Annotated in this window: 12 protein-coding genes, 1 other RNA gene and 1 pseudogene; 6 read left to right on the top strand and 8 right to left on the bottom strand. The window is 62.8% G+C overall.

The genetic code is table 11. The features are described from left to right. Positions 1-37 precede the first annotated feature (37 nt). Both ssrS and ACRQ5J_RS23825 read left to right on the top strand, forming a co-directional pair. Positions 38-217, top strand: a non-coding RNA gene (gene ssrS / locus ACRQ5J_RS23830) — 6S RNA. Between the two features lie 63 nt (positions 218-280). Further along, entirely contained in the window at positions 281-739 is a 459-nt protein-coding gene (locus tag ACRQ5J_RS23825; RefSeq protein WP_432383717.1) for an EVE domain-containing protein, read from the top strand. Positions 740-825: 86 nt separating this feature from the next. On the opposite strand, the gene lgt is transcribed toward ACRQ5J_RS23825, so the two are convergent. Both lgt and ACRQ5J_RS23815 read right to left on the bottom strand, forming a co-directional pair. Then, positions 826-1674: a prolipoprotein diacylglyceryl transferase gene (lgt, locus tag ACRQ5J_RS23820; RefSeq protein ID WP_432380365.1), complete on the bottom strand. Its 849-nt coding sequence runs from the start codon at positions 1672-1674 to the stop codon at positions 826-828. Continuing rightward, entirely contained in the window at positions 1668-2564 is an 897-nt protein-coding gene (locus ACRQ5J_RS23815; RefSeq protein ID WP_432380364.1) for a LysR substrate-binding domain-containing protein, read from the bottom strand. The genes lgt and ACRQ5J_RS23815 overlap by 7 nt, the downstream gene beginning before the upstream one ends. A gap of 146 nt (positions 2565-2710) precedes the next feature. Between ACRQ5J_RS23815 and ilvD the strand changes: the two genes are divergently transcribed. Beyond that, on the top strand, positions 2711-4573 hold the full coding sequence (gene ilvD, locus ACRQ5J_RS23810; protein WP_432380362.1) for a dihydroxy-acid dehydratase: 1863 nt from the start codon (positions 2711-2713) through the stop codon (positions 4571-4573). Positions 4574-4679: 106 nt separating this feature from the next. On the opposite strand, the gene ACRQ5J_RS23805 is transcribed toward ilvD, so the two are convergent. Further along, a complete protein-coding gene (locus ACRQ5J_RS23805; RefSeq protein WP_432380361.1) occupies positions 4680-4901 on the bottom strand; it encodes a TIGR04438 family Trp-rich protein in 222 nt (73 codons plus the stop codon). 131 nt (positions 4902-5032) lie between these two features. Here ACRQ5J_RS23805 and ACRQ5J_RS23800 point away from each other — a divergent pair, with 131 nt between their 5' ends. Beyond that, complete coding sequence (locus tag ACRQ5J_RS23800) at positions 5033-5353, top strand: c-type cytochrome (RefSeq protein ID WP_432380359.1); 321 nt, start codon at positions 5033-5035, stop codon at positions 5351-5353. Positions 5354-5461: 108 nt separating this feature from the next. Here ACRQ5J_RS23800 and ACRQ5J_RS23795 read toward each other — a convergent pair whose 3' ends face one another. From ACRQ5J_RS23795 to folD, 5 genes are all read right to left on the bottom strand, one after another. Then, positions 5462-6595, bottom strand: coding sequence for a branched-chain amino acid ABC transporter substrate-binding protein (locus ACRQ5J_RS23795; protein WP_432380357.1), 1134 nt, complete (start codon positions 6593-6595; stop codon positions 5462-5464). A gap of 280 nt (positions 6596-6875) precedes the next feature. Next, positions 6876-7256: a hypothetical protein gene (locus ACRQ5J_RS23790; RefSeq protein ID WP_432380356.1), complete on the bottom strand. Its 381-nt coding sequence runs from the start codon at positions 7254-7256 to the stop codon at positions 6876-6878. Further along, complete coding sequence (locus ACRQ5J_RS23785) at positions 7253-7684, bottom strand: DNA polymerase III subunit chi (protein ID WP_432380354.1); 432 nt, start codon at positions 7682-7684, stop codon at positions 7253-7255. The genes ACRQ5J_RS23790 and ACRQ5J_RS23785 overlap by 4 nt, the downstream gene beginning before the upstream one ends. A gap of 89 nt (positions 7685-7773) precedes the next feature. Next, positions 7774-9849 (bottom strand): M3 family metallopeptidase, encoded by a 2076-nt coding sequence (locus ACRQ5J_RS23780; RefSeq protein ID WP_432380352.1) that lies wholly within the window; start codon positions 9847-9849, stop codon positions 7774-7776. 192 nt (positions 9850-10041) lie between these two features. Continuing rightward, positions 10042-10887, bottom strand: a complete 846-nt coding sequence (folD, locus tag ACRQ5J_RS23775; protein WP_432380351.1) for a bifunctional methylenetetrahydrofolate dehydrogenase/methenyltetrahydrofolate cyclohydrolase FolD — start codon at positions 10885-10887, stop codon at positions 10042-10044. A gap of 265 nt (positions 10888-11152) precedes the next feature. Between folD and aceE the strand changes: the two are divergent. Both aceE and aceF read left to right on the top strand, forming a co-directional pair. Continuing rightward, positions 11153-13844: pseudogene (aceE, locus tag ACRQ5J_RS23770) on the top strand (pyruvate dehydrogenase (acetyl-transferring), homodimeric type). Positions 13845-13947: 103 nt separating this feature from the next. Beyond that, a complete protein-coding gene (gene aceF, locus ACRQ5J_RS23765; protein ID WP_432380349.1) occupies positions 13948-15615 on the top strand; it encodes a dihydrolipoyllysine-residue acetyltransferase in 1668 nt (555 codons plus the stop codon). Positions 15616-15618: the final 3 nt, after the last annotated feature.

The following is a 15618-nucleotide window of genomic DNA, read 5'->3' as shown; positions in this document are numbered from 1 at the left end:
AGCCCTTCCTTTGCGGCGCACAAGAGAGTAAACTCTTCTTACCCTGCAGTGTTCGAGACTTGTCATATATTCCTTGAACCATTCTTTTGCACCGGTTACGGAAATTTGTTCGATGGGCGTGAGCGTCGCTCGTTCGATGAACCCGAAATTGAACTAACTGTGACCACCTGAGCCTCTTGGTTCGGGATGCCGGCAAGACGGCACAGGCGGGGCCCTATTCAACTAGAAAGCGGTTGCAAGCATGTGAATGCGCAGCCGCTTTTTTCGTCTGGAGATTCCGATGCAATATTGGTTGATGAAGTCCGAGCCGGATGAAGTCAGTATCGACGATGTGATGGCGTCGCCGCGGCAGACCACGGCCTGGTTCGGCGTGCGCAACTACCAAGCGCGCAATTTCATGCGCGACCAGATGCAGGTGGGCGATGGGGTGCTGTTTTATCATTCCAGCTGCCCGGAGCCGGGGATTGCCGGGCTGGCGGAGGTCGTGAGTACGCCTTATCCGGATGCTTCGCAGTTCGACGCGAAGAGCAAGTACCACGATCCGAAGGCGACGCCGGAGCAGCCGCGCTGGATTTCGATCGATGTGAAGGGTATGCGTAAAACGCGTCTGCTGCCGCTGGCGGAGATGCGCACGATTCCGGCGCTGGAGGATATGGTGGTGCTGCAGAAGGGGAGTCGCCTGTCCATTACGCCGGTGACGCCGGCGCAGTGGAAAGCCATCCTGAAACTGCTAGCCTGACCTTCGTCATTCCCGCGCACGCGGGAATCCATGCTGAGCATCGTGGCACGCGCCCTATGGGTTCCCGCCTGCGCGGGAACGACGGGTTACTTGAGTGGGGCGCGGCCGCGTTGGTTGGCTTTGTACGACCACACCAGCATGGCGATGGCGGCGACGATCATCGGCAGCGACAGCACCTGGCCGGAGGTGATCGGCAGGCCGAGCACATGCGTCTCCCAGTCCGGCGTGCGGAACCATTCGGTGAAGAAACGCGCGCAACCGTACAGCAGCGTGTAGAAGGCGCCCACCGCCAGGCGCGGGCGCTCCTTGCGCGAGAACAGCCACAGGATCACAAACACCAGCAGGCCGTCGATCAGCATCTGGTACAGCGGCGACGGATGGCGCAGCCCTTGCAGGAACACCGGGTCCGGATGCAGCGGATAGCGGATGTCCGGCCACAGCATCGCCCACGGCAGCGACTGGTCGCCGACCACGCGCCCCGGCAGCTCGGCGTTGATGAAGTTGCCCATGCGGCCGGCCGCGTAACCGAGCGGCACCAGCGGCGCGATGAAGTCGTAGACGTCGAGGATGTTGCGGCCGGCCTTGCGCGCCCACAGCGACATCGCCACCAGCACGCCGATAAAGCCGCCGTGGAACGACATGCCGCCGTGCCACACCTTGAAAATTTCAATCGGGTCGGAGAAGTATTTGACCGGCTCGTAGAACAGCACCTCGCCCAGGCGGCCGCCGATGATCACGCCCATCATGCCGTAGAACAGCATGTCGTCCAGGTCTTCCTTCTTCCACTGCTGCGCGGCGATGTGCGGCTGCTTGATGCGCACGCGGCCCAGCGCGATGAACAGCGCAAAGGCCAGCACATACATCAGGCCATACCAGTGGATGGCGACTGGACCCAGTTGCAGTGCAATCGGATCGGGCATCGGGTGTATCAGCATATGACGTTCTTTCGTAGTAATTCCAAAAAGCCGTGCAGCACCGGCGAGGCGTTGTCGCGCCGCCAGGCCAGGCCGGTTTCGACCAGCGGCGTGGGGTGGCTGAGCGCCCGGTATTCTACCCCGGTCCGCATCAGGTTGGAGACCGACTGCGGCACCAGCGCCATGCCGATGCCGGCCGACACCAGGCTGACAATGGTTTGCATCTGGATCGCTTCCTGGCCGATCTGCGGCGTGACGCCGGCCGCGCGGAACACGGACAGGATGGCGTCGTGCAGCGCCGGCGAGATCGCGCGCGGGAAAATGATCAGCGGCAGCGGCGGCAGCGCGTTCAGGTGCAGCTTGCCTTTCTTCTTCAGCAACGGCAGGCCCGAGGGCAGGGCCAGCACCAGCGGCTCGTTCAGCACCGGCAGGTAGTCGAGCTGTTCGCGCGCCTTCTCGGGCAGCGGCGGGATCAGCAGGCCGGCGTCGATGCGGTTGTGCAGCAGGTCGTCCAGTTGCAGGTCGGACGTGGATTCCTGCAGCGTGATCTGTACTTGCGGGTAGGCGGCGCGGTAGGCGCGCAGAAACGGCGGCAGCACGCTGTAGTCGGCCGAGGAAACGAAGGCCAGCGTCAGGCGGCCGGCTTCGCCGCTGGCGGCGCGCCGCACCAGCTGCGGCAGTTCCTGCGCCTGCGCCAGCATGCGGCGCGCCTCCGGCAGCAGCGCGGCGCCGGCCGGCGTCAGCGCCACGCCGCGGCGGTTGCGCTCGAACAGGGCGGCGCCCAGCTCGGCCTCCAGCGCCTGGATGGTCTGCGACAGCGGCGGCTGCGTCATGTGCAGGCGCAGCGCCGCCTTGCCGAAGTGGAGTTCTTCGGCGACGGTGACGAAGTAGCGTAGCTGTCGCAATTCCATGTGGTTGATCCTCTGTGATATTTTATACGAATCACCGAGGTGGGTATCATATATTTGACACTGCGGTAGGGAGGTCGCAAACTGTGATACTAAGCCAGCATCTTTAAGCTCGCCTTAGCAGTCGAGCAACACCAGGAGAAAGCATCATGCCGCAGTACCGTTCCCGCACCACCACCCACGGCCGCAACATGGCCGGCGCCCGCGCCCTGTGGCGCGCCACCGGCATGAAGGACGGCGATTTCGACAAGCCGATCGTCGCCGTGGTCAATTCCTTCACCCAGTTCGTGCCGGGCCACGTGCACCTGAAGGACCTGGGCCAGCTGGTCGCGCGCGAGATCGAAAAAGCCGGCGGCGTGGCGAAAGAATTCAACACCATCGCGGTGGACGACGGCATCGCCATGGGCCACGGCGGCATGCTGTACTCGCTGCCGTCGCGCGACCTGATCGCCGACTCGGTCGAGTACATGGTCAACGCCCACTGCGCCGATGCGATGGTGTGCATCTCCAACTGCGACAAGATCACGCCGGGCATGCTGATGGCCGCGATGCGCCTGAACATTCCGGTGATCTTTGTTTCCGGCGGCCCGATGGAAGCGGGCAAGGTGGTGAAAGTGGTCAACGGCGGCCAGAAGGTCATCAAGCTGGACCTGGTGGACGCGATGATCAAGGCCGGCGACAGCACCGTCAGCGATGCCGACGTGGCGGAGATCGAGCGTTCGGCCTGCCCGACCTGCGGTTCGTGCTCGGGCATGTTCACCGCTAATTCGATGAACTGCCTGACCGAGGCGCTGGGCCTGTCGCTGCCGGGCAACGGCACCATTGTTGCCACCCACGCCGACCGCGAACAGCTGTTCCTGCGCGCCGGCCGCCTGATCGTCGAGCTGGCCAAGCGCCACTACGAGCAGGACGACTACACCATCCTGCCGCGCGCGATCGCCACCAAGGCGACCTGGGAAAACGCCATGGCGCTGGACGTCTCCATGGGCGGCTCGACCAACACCGTGCTGCACCTGCTGGCCGCCGCGCACGAGGCCGGCGTGGACTTCACCATGGCCGATATCGACCGCATCTCGCGCAAGGTGCCGTGCCTGTGCAAGGTGGCGCCGATGACCGACAAGTTCCACATCGAAGACGTGCACCGCGCCGGCGGCATCATTGCGATTCTGGGCGAGCTGGCGCGCGCCGGCCTGCTGGACACGTCGCGCCCGACCATCCACGCGCCGACGCTGGCCGACGCCATCGAACGCAACGACATCAAGCGCAGCGACGATCCGGCCGTGCACAAGCTGTTCAGCGCGGCGCCGGGCGGCGTGCCGACCCAGGTGGCGTTCTCGCAGTCGGAGCGTTTCGCTTCGCTGGACCTGGACCGCGCCACCGGCTGCATCCGCGACAAGGAACACGCGTATTCGCAGGATGGCGGCCTGGCTGTCCTGTACGGCAATCTGGCCGAGAAGGGCTGCATCGTGAAGACGGCGGGCGTGGATGAGAGCATCCTGAAGTTCAGCGGCAAGGCGCGCGTGTTCGAGTCGCAGGACGCGGCGGTCGAGGCCATCCTTGGCGATACGGTGCATGCCGGCGATGTGGTCATCATCCGCTATGAAGGCCCGAAAGGCGGTCCGGGCATGCAGGAGATGCTGTATCCAACCTCTTATATCAAGTCGAAGGGCCTGGGCAAGGCCTGCGCGCTGTTCACCGATGGCCGCTTCTCGGGCGGCTCGTCGGGGCTGGTGATCGGCCATGCGTCGCCGGAGGCGGCGGAGGGCGGCGCCATCGGCCTGGTGGAGGAGGGCGATATGATCGATATCGACATTCCTAACCGCAGCATCGGCTTGCGCATTCCTGATGCGGAACTGGCGGCGCGCCGGGCGGCGATGGAGGCCAAGGGCGCCGATGCCTGGCAGCCGGTTGGCCGCGACCGTTATGTGTCGCAAGCGCTGCAGGCGTATGCGGCGCTGACCACCTCGGCCGACCGCGGCGCCGTGCGCGACCTGTCGCAACTGAAACGCTAACCCCACCCCCGTCATTCCGCAGCGGCGGACCGCCGCGCAGGCGGGAATCCATGCTGAGTATCCTGTCACACGGCCTATGGATTCCCGCCTACGCGGGAATGACGGATCATTTCTTGTCGAAGGTCTGTTTCACGCGCTCCTTGCGGCGCTTTTCATCTTCGTTATGGGCTTTGCGCTTGTCAAAGCCCAGCATCGGCTCGATAAACTCGAACCAGAGAAACGCCAGCACCGCCAGGGCGCCGATCGCCCACCATGACAGTTGGGCAAACTTCCACACCTCAAAGTAGCGCAGCACAAGCAAAGCAACGATCAGCAGAATCAGTGGCATGTTGTTCTCCTTTGCTAGTATCTTACCTCACGTCGTCAACCTTTAACTTGACTTAAGCGTTAAATGCTTCAAGGTAAAACGCGGTAGAATGACCGGCAGCATTTGGTATGCCTTTACTTGGAGAATGAATAATGAAACGCAATTTGATGATGGTTGGGGTAGTAATGGCCTCCGCATTCGCCTCGCAAGCCGCCATGGCGGATGCGGGTTCGGATCTGGCCAAGGCAAAAAATTGCATGGCGTGCCACGCCGTTGCGACCAAGCTGGTCGGTCCTGCTTACAAGGACGTGGCCGCCAAATACGCCGGCCAGAAAGACGCCGAAGCCAAGCTGGTCACCAAAGTGATGAAGGGCGGTTCGGGCACCTGGGGCGCGATCCCGATGCCGGCCAATCCGCAGGTCAACGAAGCCGACGCCAAGACCCTGGTGAAATGGGTGTTGTCGCAGAAATGACCGGTCGTTGCCGTAGAGGCGGCCGGTCCGCCGCTACGGCCCGTGGATTCCCGCCTGCGCGGGAATGACGATGTGTGATGGTAGAGCGCCCGAGGGCGCTTTTTTATTTTAGTGGATGACTTCGATCTTGGTCTTCTTGCCATCCTTGTAGGTGAACAGCGTCAGCGCGCCGTCCTTGATGTCGCCCTTGTCGTCAAACGAGATCAGGCCGGTCACGCCCTGGTACTTGATCTTCTGCAGGAACGGCAGGTACTTGGCCGGCTGCGACGATTTCGCCTCCTGCATGGCGGTGGCCATGGTCATCACCGCGTCGTACACATACGGCGAATAGATCTGCACATCGGCGTTGTACTTCTTCTTGTAGCGGGCGACGAAATCGTCCATGCCCTTTTGCTGCTCGGCGGTGACGCCGCCCGCCTCGGCGCAGGTGACGATGCCGTTGGCATTGGCCGCGCCGGCCAGCTTCGGCAGCGATTCGGTGCAGATGCCGTCGCCGCCCATGTACTTGGCGTTGATGCCCAGCGCCTTCATCTGGCGCAGCAGCGGGCCGCCGACCGAGTCCATGCCGCCGAAGAACACCAGGTCCGGATTTTTGGCCTTGATCTTGGTGAGGATGGCGTTGAAGTCGGTGGCCTTGTCGGTGGTGAATTCCTTGGCGACGATCTCGACGCCGCCGCCCTTGCGCGTGGCTTTGACGAACTCATCCGCTACGCCCTGGCCGTAAGCGGTGCGGTCGTCGATCACGGCGATTTTCCTGGCGCCCAGCTTGGTGACGGCGTAGTTGCCCAGCGAGCCGCCCAGCTTGGCGTCGTTGGCAACCACGCGGAAGGCCGACTTGAAGCCCTGCTGCGTGTACTTGGTCTGGGTGGTGGCTGGCGAGATTTGCGGGATGCCGGCGTCGTGGTAAATCTTGGAGGCGGGGATGGAGGTGCCGGAGTTCAGGTGGCCGATCACGCCGTTGACCTTGGCGTCGACCAGCTTCTGCGCGACCGCCGTGCCCTGCTTGGGATCGCTGCCGTCGTCCTCCAGCTGCAATACAAACTTGACCGGCTTGCCGTCGATCTTGATGCCCTTGGCGTTCAAATCCTCGACCGCCAGCTTGGCGCCGTTTTCGTTGTCCTTGCCGAGGTGGGCCGACGGGCCGGAGACGGGACCGACGTGGCCGATCTTGATCACTTCCTGCGCACCGGCGCTGCCGGCGAACGCCAGGACCAGGGCCAGTGGGATGAACTTGAACCGCATGTGCAATCTCCAAAAGTTGTATGCAAGGCCACCAAGGTACAACAAAAAAATCGCCGCGCAAAGCGGCAAACAGGTGGTTTTGAACTTTTTTGGAGCGTTTCCCTGATTTGATGCAAAGGTGCTTCAGGGCGGTGCGGCTGGTGCACCGTTGCGGCTCGTTCGTCATTGCCTCGGCTCGGTCGTCATCCCGCGGCTCGGTCGTCATTCCCGCGCAGGCGGGAATCCATACTGCGTTGGTGTTGATGCGTTCTATGGATTCCCGCCTGCGCGGGAATGACGGTTATTTCTTTTGCGCTTGCAGATGGGTCAGCTCCTGCGTGACCGCGCGCGAGACGATCTTCTCGATGGTGTCGTGCAGGCCGATGCGGATTTCATTGGTCAGGTCGTGCAGCGCGTGGCTCAGCACCTCGGCCATGCTGTCCTTAATGCGCTGTTCCAGCACGAAGTCCACGCGCGATTGCAACTGGTGCATGATGCGCACCGACAGCCGATGCTCCATGACCGCCCATTCGGCGTCGGTCCAGCCGTCGACGGCGGCCGCTTCCAGCGCGGCGGCGGCCGACGGCGGCGGCACGGCGGCGGGCGGCGACTCGGCCGTCTGCTCTGCCTTCAGTACTTCCGTCAATACAGGGATGCTGGCGTCAAACGATGCTTGGCTCATGATTTACCTGCGACAAAGTGGGTGAGGGGATAGTCCTGCTGCTTGTAGGCGACGTAACGCTTGCGGCCGGCGGCCGCATCATCCTCTTCAGAGGAAATCACTTCGATCATGCGCGCAAACTGTGTCACATTGCGTGGCGCGCGGCGCGACAGATTGACCAACAATTCCGTGTGCGTGTGTGGTAATTCCGCCTCATCGTTCGCCGTCAACAGGATCGGCGTCTGCGCTGCCAGCGCGTCGTCGGCCAGCACGTGCGGCAGGAAGTCGGTGGCGGAAAACGTCCACATCGCCGCGTCAAGTTCCGCCAGTTGGGCCGCATCGTCGGCCATCAGCACCACGCGGTTGTTGGCGGCCCAGGCCTTGCGCACCAGGCGGCAGGCGTAGGCTACTTTGTCCGGAACATTGGTGTGGAAGTCGATGCGTGTCATGGTGAATCCAGTGTATGCGAAAACGCCGGAAAACGCTGGCATCGATGTTGCTACCAGCCGTTTTCCGGCGCGAAGAGTGGAACGAATTGTTACGCGGCCATGCCGCTGTGGCGCAGCAGCGCGTCAATGCTGGGCTCGCGGCCGCGGAAGGCGGTGAACGATTCCAGCGCCGGGCGCGAACCGCCGACCGACAGGATCTCGGCCAGGTAGCGCTTGCCGGTTTCCGACACTGCCGCAGGGCCCAGCTTCTGCGCTTCCTCGAAGGCGGCATAGGCGTCGGCGGACAATACTTCCGCCCACTTGTAGCTGTAGTAGCCGGCCGCGTAGCCGCCGGCGAAGATGTGGCTGAACGAGTTCTGGAAGCGGTTGAACGCCGGCGGGATCACCAGCGAGAACTGGCGGCGCACGTCGTCGATCAGCTGCTGCACGGTCTGGCCGGTGCTGGCGTCGTAGTCGTAGTGCAGGTGCATGTCCAGCAGCGAGAACTCGACCTGGCGCAAGGTTTGCAGGCCGGACTGGAAGTTCTTGGCGGCCAGCATCTTGTCGTACAGCGCGCGCGGCAACGGCGCCCCGGTGACAGCGTGCGCTGTCATGTGTTCCAGCACTTCCCATTCCCAGCAGAAGTTTTCCATGAACTGCGACGGCAGCTCGACCGCGTCCCATTCGACGCCGGAAATACCGGACACGCCCAGCTCGTCCACCTGGGTCAGCATGTGGTGCAGCCCGTGGCCGAATTCGTGGAACAGCGTAATCACTTCATCGTGGGTGAACAGCGATGGCTTGACCACGCCATCCTCTTCGGCCGGTGGCGTGAAGTTGCAGGTCAGGTAGGCAACCGGCGTCTGGACATTGCCGGCGTCGGCGCGGCGGCCGCGGGCGTCGTCCATCCAGGCGCCGCCGGATTTGCCGGCGCGCGCGTACAGGTCGAGGTAGAACTGGCCGATCAGCTTGCCGTCGCGTTCGATGCGGAAGAAGCGCACGTCCTGGTGCCAGACCGGCGCGCTGTCGGGCTTGATCTCGACGTTGAACAGGTTCTGGATCTGGCGGAACAGGCCGTCGACCACTTTGTGTTCAGGGAAGTATTGCTTCACTTCCTGCGCCGAGAAGGCGTAGCGCGCCTCCTGCAGTTTTTCCGAGGCGTAGGCGATGTCCCAGGCTTGCAACTCCTCGATGCCCAGTTCGTCCCTGGCGAAGGCGCGCAGCTCCGCCAAGTCTTTCTCGGCGAACGGGCGCGCGCGCCGGGCCAGGTCTTCGAGGAAGGCGATGACGTCGTCGGGCGACTTGGCCATCTTCGGCACCAGCGACACTTCGGCGAAGTTGTTATAGCCGAGCAGTTTGGCTTCCTCGTCGCGCAGCTTGAGCAGCGTGACAATGTTTTGCGTGTTGTCCCAGTCTTCCTTTTTGCTGAAGGCGTCGCCGAGTTCGGACGCCTTGGTGGCGTTGGCGCGGTAGATGGTCTCGCGCAGCGCGCGCTTGTCGGCGAATTGCAGGATCGGGTAGTAGGACGGGAAGTGCAGCGAGAATTCCCAGCCTTGCTTGCCGGCTTTCTCGGCGGCGGCGCGGGCGGCGGCCTTGACGTCGTCCGGCAGGCCGGCCAGGTCGGCTTCGTCGGTGACCAGCAGCTTGTAGTCGTTGGTGGCGTCCAGCACGTTTTCCGAGAAGCGGGTGGAGGTCATCGCATGCTCTTCCTGGATTTCGGCGAAGCGCGGCTTTTTGTCTTCAGGCAGTTCGGCGCCGCCCATGCGGAAGTCGCGGATGGCGTTGTCGATGATGCGCTTGCGGGCCGGCGACAGGGTGTCGAATTCGGCCGAGGCGCGCAGGGCTTTATATTTGGCGAACAGCGCTTCGTTCTGGCTGACTTCGGTCCAGAATTCGGTCAGTTTCGGTTGGTTTTCGTTGTAGACGGCGCGCAGTTCGGGTGTGTCCACCACGTTGTTTAGATGGCTGACGATGCCCCAGGCGCGGCCCAGCAGTTCGGTGGCGTTTTCCAGCGGGGTGACGAAGTTGTCCCAGGTGACGCTGTCGGCGGGCGCTTGCAGTTGTTCGACCACGGCGCGGCTTTTGGCCAGCAGGTCGTCGATGGCCGGGGTCACGTGTTCGGGGCGGATGGCGTCAAAACGCGGCAGGCCGCTGAAGTCGAGCAGGGGATTGGTGGCGTCAGTCATATTTTTCCTTTATCAAGCGTCGTTCCCGCGAAGGCGGGAACCCATAGAACGCTGGCTCAGCATAGGCTCCCGCCTGCGCGGGAGCGACGGTGCACGCGCCAGCATGTGCGGTGCGCGCGCGCGAACATACGCGCTGTGCGCAACAGCACACGCAGTTCGCGCCAACGCGCGATGTGCACTGGCGCGCGACCGTTAAACGCGCTCGGCCGCTTCCACCGTATTCATCAGCAGCATGGTAATGGTCATCGGCCCCACGCCGCCCGGTACGGGGGTGATGTGCGATGCCACTTCCTTGATGCCGTCAAAATCAACGTCACCGCACAGCTTACCCTCGTCGTTACGGTTGATGCCGACGTCGATCACGATCGCGCCCGGCTTGACCATATCAGCAGTCAGCGTATTGCGGCGGCCGGTTGCAGCCACGACCACGTCCGCCTGGCGGGTGTACACGCCGATGTCCGGGGTCGCGCTATGGCAGATGGTGACGGTAGCGTTGGCTTGCAAGAGCAGCAGCGCCATCGGCTTGCCCACCGTGTTCGAACGCCCAATCACCACCGCATGCTTGCCGCGCAGGTCGACACCGGTGCTTTCGATCAGCTTCATGCAGCCATATGGCGTGCACGGACGGAAACCTTCCAGCCCGGTCATCAGCTCGCCGGCGCTCAGCACCGCGTAGCCGTCCACGTCCTTTTTGACCGAAATCGCTTCGATCACCTTGTGCGCGTTGATGTGCTTGGGCAGCGGCATCTGCACCAGGATGCCGTGGATCTTCGGATCGATGTTCAGCGCGGCAATACGCTCCAACAGCGCGGCCTCGCTCAGGTCGGCCGGGTATTCTTCCTTGAGCGAATAGAAGCCGGCATCCTCGCAAGCCTTGACCTTGTTGCGCACATAGACGTGGCTGGCCGGGTCGTCGCCGACGATGATCACGGCCAGGCCCGGCTGCTTGCCGGCGGCGGTGAGTTTTTCAGCACGTGCAGCAATTTCCGCGCGCAGTTTTTTGGAGAGGGCGATTCCGTCGATCAGTTGTGCAGACATGATTTAACCAGGGTGGTAGAGGGAGAACAGCATTATAAGGCCGCACGGCCCGTCCTGCCTTGTTTTCAGCGCAGCGCGCATGCTGCACTGCACAAGGTTTTCATAGGGAAATTTCACGATATGAAATGCCTTATCGTAATTTGAAAAAGCAAAAATAGGCTGCTAGAATCCCCACACGTCATCGAAGTATTAGTAAATAATCAGCGAACTCTCAACCCGAAAGCCGCGTGGTTCGGGGCACATCTCAACTCAGGAGACTCAATAAATGTCAGCTCAACTCGACCAGGTAACGGCAAACACCGACCCTGATTCGCAAGAAACCAAAGAATGGTTGGATTCCCTGGCCGCAGTGCTGGAACAAGAGGGCCCTGAACGTGCTCATTACCTGCTGGAACGCCTGATCGACCTGGCCCGCCAGAGCGGCTCGGACATCCCGTTCTCGGCCAACACCGCCTACGTCAACACCATCCCTGCCGACAAGGAGCAACACTGCCCCGGCAACCTGGAATACGAAGAAAAACTGCGCTCGTGGATGCGCTGGAACGCCATGGCCATGGTGGTCAAGGCCAACCGCTTCGACGGCGACCTGGGCGGCCACCTGTCCTCGTTCGCCTCGCTGGCCAATATGCTGGGCATCGGCTTCAACCACTTCTGGAAAGCGCCGAGCGAAAACCACGGCGGTGACCTGCTGTACATCCAGGGCCACTCGTCGCCTGGCGTCTACGCCCGCGCCTTCCTGGAAGGCCGCCTGACTGAAGACCAACTGCTGCACTTCCGCCGCGAAGTCGACGGCGGCGGCCTGTCGTCGTACCCGCACCCGAAACTGATGCCGAACTTCTGGCAGTTCCCGACCGTGTCGATGGGCCTGGGCCCGCTGATGGCGATCTATCAGGCGCGCTTCCTGAAGTACCTGCACGCGCGCTCGATCGCCGACACCACCGACCGCAAGGTCTGGGCATTCTGCGGCGACGGCGAGATGGACGAGCCGGAATCGCTGGGCGCGATCGGCATGGCCGCGCGCGAGAAGCTGGACAACCTGGTTATCGTGGTCAACTGCAACCTGCAACGCCTGGACGGCCCGGTGCGCGGCAACGGCAAGATCATCCAGGAACTGGAAGGCGAATTCCGTGGCGCCGGCTGGAATGTGGTCAAGGTCATCTGGGGCCCGGGCTGGGACCGCGCTGCTGCAGAAGGATAAAGAAGGCATCCTGCGCAAGGTGATGATGGAAACCGTCGACGGCGAGTACCAGAACTACAAGGCCAAGGACGGCGCCTACGTGCGCAAGCACTTCTTCGGCAAGCATCCGAAGCTGCTGGAGATGGTTGCCAACATGACCGACGACGACATCTGGCGCCTGACCCGTGGCGGTCACGATCCGCACAAGATCTACGCCGCGTTCAAGGTGGCGCAGGAACACAAAGGCCAACCGACCGTGCTGCTGGTGAAAACCATCAAGGGCTTCGGCATGGGCAAGCACGGCGAAGCGCGCAACACCGCGCACAACACCAAGAAGCTGACCGACGAAGCCGTGCGCGAAATGCGCGACCGCTACTCGATCCCTATCCCGGACGACAAGCTGGCCGACATCCCGTTCTACAAGCCGGCCGATGACGCGCCGGAAATCAAGTACCTGCACGAGCGCCGCGCCGCGCTGGGCGGCTATCTGCCGGCCCGCCGCCAGCAGGCCGACGAAAAACTGACCGTGCCGCCGCTGAGCGCTTTCCAGAACGTGCTGGACGCCACCGCCGAAGGCCGTGAAGTGTCGTCGACCCAGGCTTACGTGCGTATCCTGACCACTCTGCTGAAAGACCAGAGCGTCGGCCCGCGCATCGTGCCAGTGCTGGTCGATGAATCGCGTACCTTCGGTATGGAAGGCCTGTTCCGTCAGGTCGGCATCTTCAACCAGCAAGGCCAGTTGTACGAGCCGGTCGATAAAGACCAGGTGATGTACTACCGCGAAGACAAGGCCGGCCAGATCCTGCAAGAGGGTATCAATGAAGCCGGCGGCATGAGCTCGTGGATCGCCGCGGCGACTTCGTACTCGACCAACAACCGCGTGATGATCCCGTTCTATACCTACTACTCGATGTTCGGTATGCAGCGTATCGGCGATCTGGTGTGGGCAGCGGCCGACATGCGCGCCCGCGGCTTCCTGATGGGCGGCACCGCCGGCCGTACCACGCTGAACGGCGAAGGCCTGCAGCACGAAGATGGCCACAGCCATCTGTTCGCCGCCGCTGTGCCGAACTGCATGCCGTACGACCCGACCTTCGGTCACGAGCTGGCAGTCATCATTCAGGACGGCATGCGCCGCATGGTGGAAGAACAGGAAGACGTGTTCTACTACATCACCATCATGAACGAGAACTATCCGCACCCAGGCATCAAGCCGGGCCAGGAAGAGGGCATCCTGAAGGGCATGTACCTGCTGCAAGAGGGCGACAAGAAAGCCAAGCAGCGCGTGCAGCTGATCGGTTCCGGCACCATTCTGCGCGAGTCGATCTTCGCCCAGGAACTGCTGCTGAACGATTGGGGCATCGCCGCCGACGTCTGGTCCGCGCCTTCGCTGACGCTGGTGGCGCGCGACGGCCAGGACGCCGAGCGCTGGAACCTGGTCAATCCTACCCAGCCGCAGCGCGTGCCTTACGCGGCGCAGCTGCTGAAGGATACCCAGGGTCCGATCGTGGCGACCACCGACTACATGCGTGCGTTTGCCGAGCAGATCCGCGCCTTCATTCCGAAGGACCGCACCTACCGCGTGCTGGGCACCGATGGCTTCGGCCGTTCGGACAGCCGCGCCAAGCTGCGCGAGTTCTTTGAGGTGAACCGTTACTACATCACGGTTGCCGCGCTGAAGTCGCTGTCGGAAGAAGGCAAGCTCGATGTCAAAGTGGTTGAGCAAGCGATTGCCAAGTACAACCTCGATCCGAACAAACCAAATCCGGTGACCCAATAACAATACCCCGTCGTCCCCGCGCAGGCTGGGACCCATGCTGAGCCAAGGTTCCATGGGTCCCCGCCTGCGCGGGGACGACGGATCTAAATACGGAGCAAACGCTATGAGCATTGTGGAAGTTAAAGTCCCGGATATCGGCGATTTCAAGGAAGTTGAAATCATCGAAGTGATGGTCAAAGTCGGCGACACCATCAAGGTGGACCAGTCGCTGATTACCGTTGAATCGGATAAGGCCAGCATGGAGATCCCGTCGTCCGCCGCCGGCGTGGTGAAAGAAATCAAAGTGAAGGTCGGCGACAAGGTCGCCATGGGTTCGCTGGTGCTGCTGGTGGAGGCCGAAGGCGCCGCCGCCGCGCCTGCCCCGGCCGCCGCCGCCGCCCCGGCGCCTGCGCCGGCGGCCGCCGCACCGGCCCCTGCGCCAGCTGCCGCCCCTGCGGCCGCGGCCGGCCCGGTCGAAGTTAAAGTGCCGGACATCGGCGACTTCAAGGAAGTGGAAGTCATCGAAGTCATGGTCAAGGTGGGCGACACCATCAAGGTTGACCAGTCGCTGCTGACCGTGGAATCGGACAAGGCCTCGATGGAGATTCCATCGTCGCACGCCGGCGTGGTCAAGGAAGTCAAAGTCAAGGTCGGCGACAAGGTTGCCATGGGTTCGATCGTGTTCGTGGTGGAAGCCACCGGTGGCCCGGTAGGCGCCGCCGCCGCGCCGACCAGCGCCGCGCCGTCGCCGGCCACCGCTGCCGCGCCGGCCCCTGCGCCTGCCGCCGCACCGTCGCCAGCACCAGCCGCTGCCGCCGCTGCGCCGGCCGCATCGCAAGGCTCGGTCCAGACCGGCAAGCTGGCGCACGCCTCGCCATCGATCCGCAAGTTCGCCCGCGAACTCGGCGTTGACCTGGGCAAGGTGCCTGGCTCCGGCCCGAAAGGCCGCATCACGCAGATCGACGTGCAGAACTACGTCAAAGGCGTGATCGCCGGCACCGTCGCATCGCCGGCTGCCGCTGGCGGCGCCGTCGGTGGCGGCGGCAACTTCAGCGTGCTGCCATGGCCGTCGCTGGACTTCAGCAAATTCGGCGAAACCGAACTGCTGCCGCTGTCGCGCATCAAGAAAATTTCCGGTCCCAACCTGCATCGCAACTGGGTGCAGATCCCGCACGTCACGCAGTTCGACGACGCCGACATCACCGACCTGGAAGCGTTCCGCGTGGAGTCGAACAACGCCAACGCCAAAAACAAGGACGCGACCAAGCTCACCATGCTGGCCTTCGTCATCAAGGCCTCGGTGGCCGCGCTGAAGAAATTCCCGACCTTCAATTCGTCGCTGGACGAAAAGGGCGAGAACCTGATCCTGAAGAAGTACTACAACATCGGCTTCGCGGCCGATACGCCGAACGGCCTGGTGGTGCCAGTGATCAAAAACGCCGACCAGAAATCGGTGACGCAGATCGCCAAGGAAATGACCGAGCTGTCGGCTCAGGCGCGCGAAGGCAAGCTGAAACCGACCGATATGCAGGGTGCGACCTTCACCATCTCGTCGCTGGGCGGCATCGGCGGCACGCACTTCACGCCGATCGTGAATGCGCCGGAAGTGGCGATCCTGGGCCTGTCCAAGGCGTCGACCAAGCCGGTGTGGGATGGCAAGCAGTTCCAGCCACGCCTGCTGATGGGCACCTCGCTGTCCTACGATCACCGCGTGATCGATGGCGCGATGGGCGCGCGCTTCTCCGTGTACCTGAGCGAAGTGCTCGGCGACATGCGTAAAATTCTGCTGTAAGGA

Source organism: Duganella sp. P38 (assembly GCF_050859475.1).
Classification (GTDB): Bacteria; Pseudomonadota; Gammaproteobacteria; order Burkholderiales; family Burkholderiaceae_D; genus Rugamonas.
The sequence above is the reverse complement of the archived record's forward strand: the minus strand, read 5'-3'. Positions and strand labels throughout refer to the sequence as shown.

Coding starts and splice junctions, on each gene's coding strand:
- ACRQ5J_RS23825 (WP_432383717.1), top strand. CDS start 281: ATGCAATATTGGTTGATGAAGTCCGAGCCGGATGAAGTCAGTATCGAC.
- lgt (WP_432380365.1), bottom strand. CDS start 1,674: ATGCTGATACACCCGATGCCCGATCCGATTGCACTGCAACTGGGTCCA.
- ACRQ5J_RS23815 (WP_432380364.1), bottom strand. CDS start 2,564: ATGGAATTGCGACAGCTACGCTACTTCGTCACCGTCGCCGAAGAACTC.
- ilvD (WP_432380362.1), top strand. CDS start 2,711: ATGCCGCAGTACCGTTCCCGCACCACCACCCACGGCCGCAACATGGCC.
- ACRQ5J_RS23805 (WP_432380361.1), bottom strand. CDS start 4,901: ATGCCACTGATTCTGCTGATCGTTGCTTTGCTTGTGCTGCGCTACTTT.
- ACRQ5J_RS23800 (WP_432380359.1), top strand. CDS start 5,033: ATGAAACGCAATTTGATGATGGTTGGGGTAGTAATGGCCTCCGCATTC.
- ACRQ5J_RS23795 (WP_432380357.1), bottom strand. CDS start 6,595: ATGCGGTTCAAGTTCATCCCACTGGCCCTGGTCCTGGCGTTCGCCGGC.
- ACRQ5J_RS23790 (WP_432380356.1), bottom strand. CDS start 7,256: ATGAGCCAAGCATCGTTTGACGCCAGCATCCCTGTATTGACGGAAGTA.
- ACRQ5J_RS23785 (WP_432380354.1), bottom strand. CDS start 7,684: ATGACACGCATCGACTTCCACACCAATGTTCCGGACAAAGTAGCCTAC.
- ACRQ5J_RS23780 (WP_432380352.1), bottom strand. CDS start 9,849: ATGACTGACGCCACCAATCCCCTGCTCGACTTCAGCGGCCTGCCGCGT.
- folD (WP_432380351.1), bottom strand. CDS start 10,887: ATGTCTGCACAACTGATCGACGGAATCGCCCTCTCCAAAAAACTGCGC.
- aceF (WP_432380349.1), top strand. CDS start 13,948: ATGAGCATTGTGGAAGTTAAAGTCCCGGATATCGGCGATTTCAAGGAA.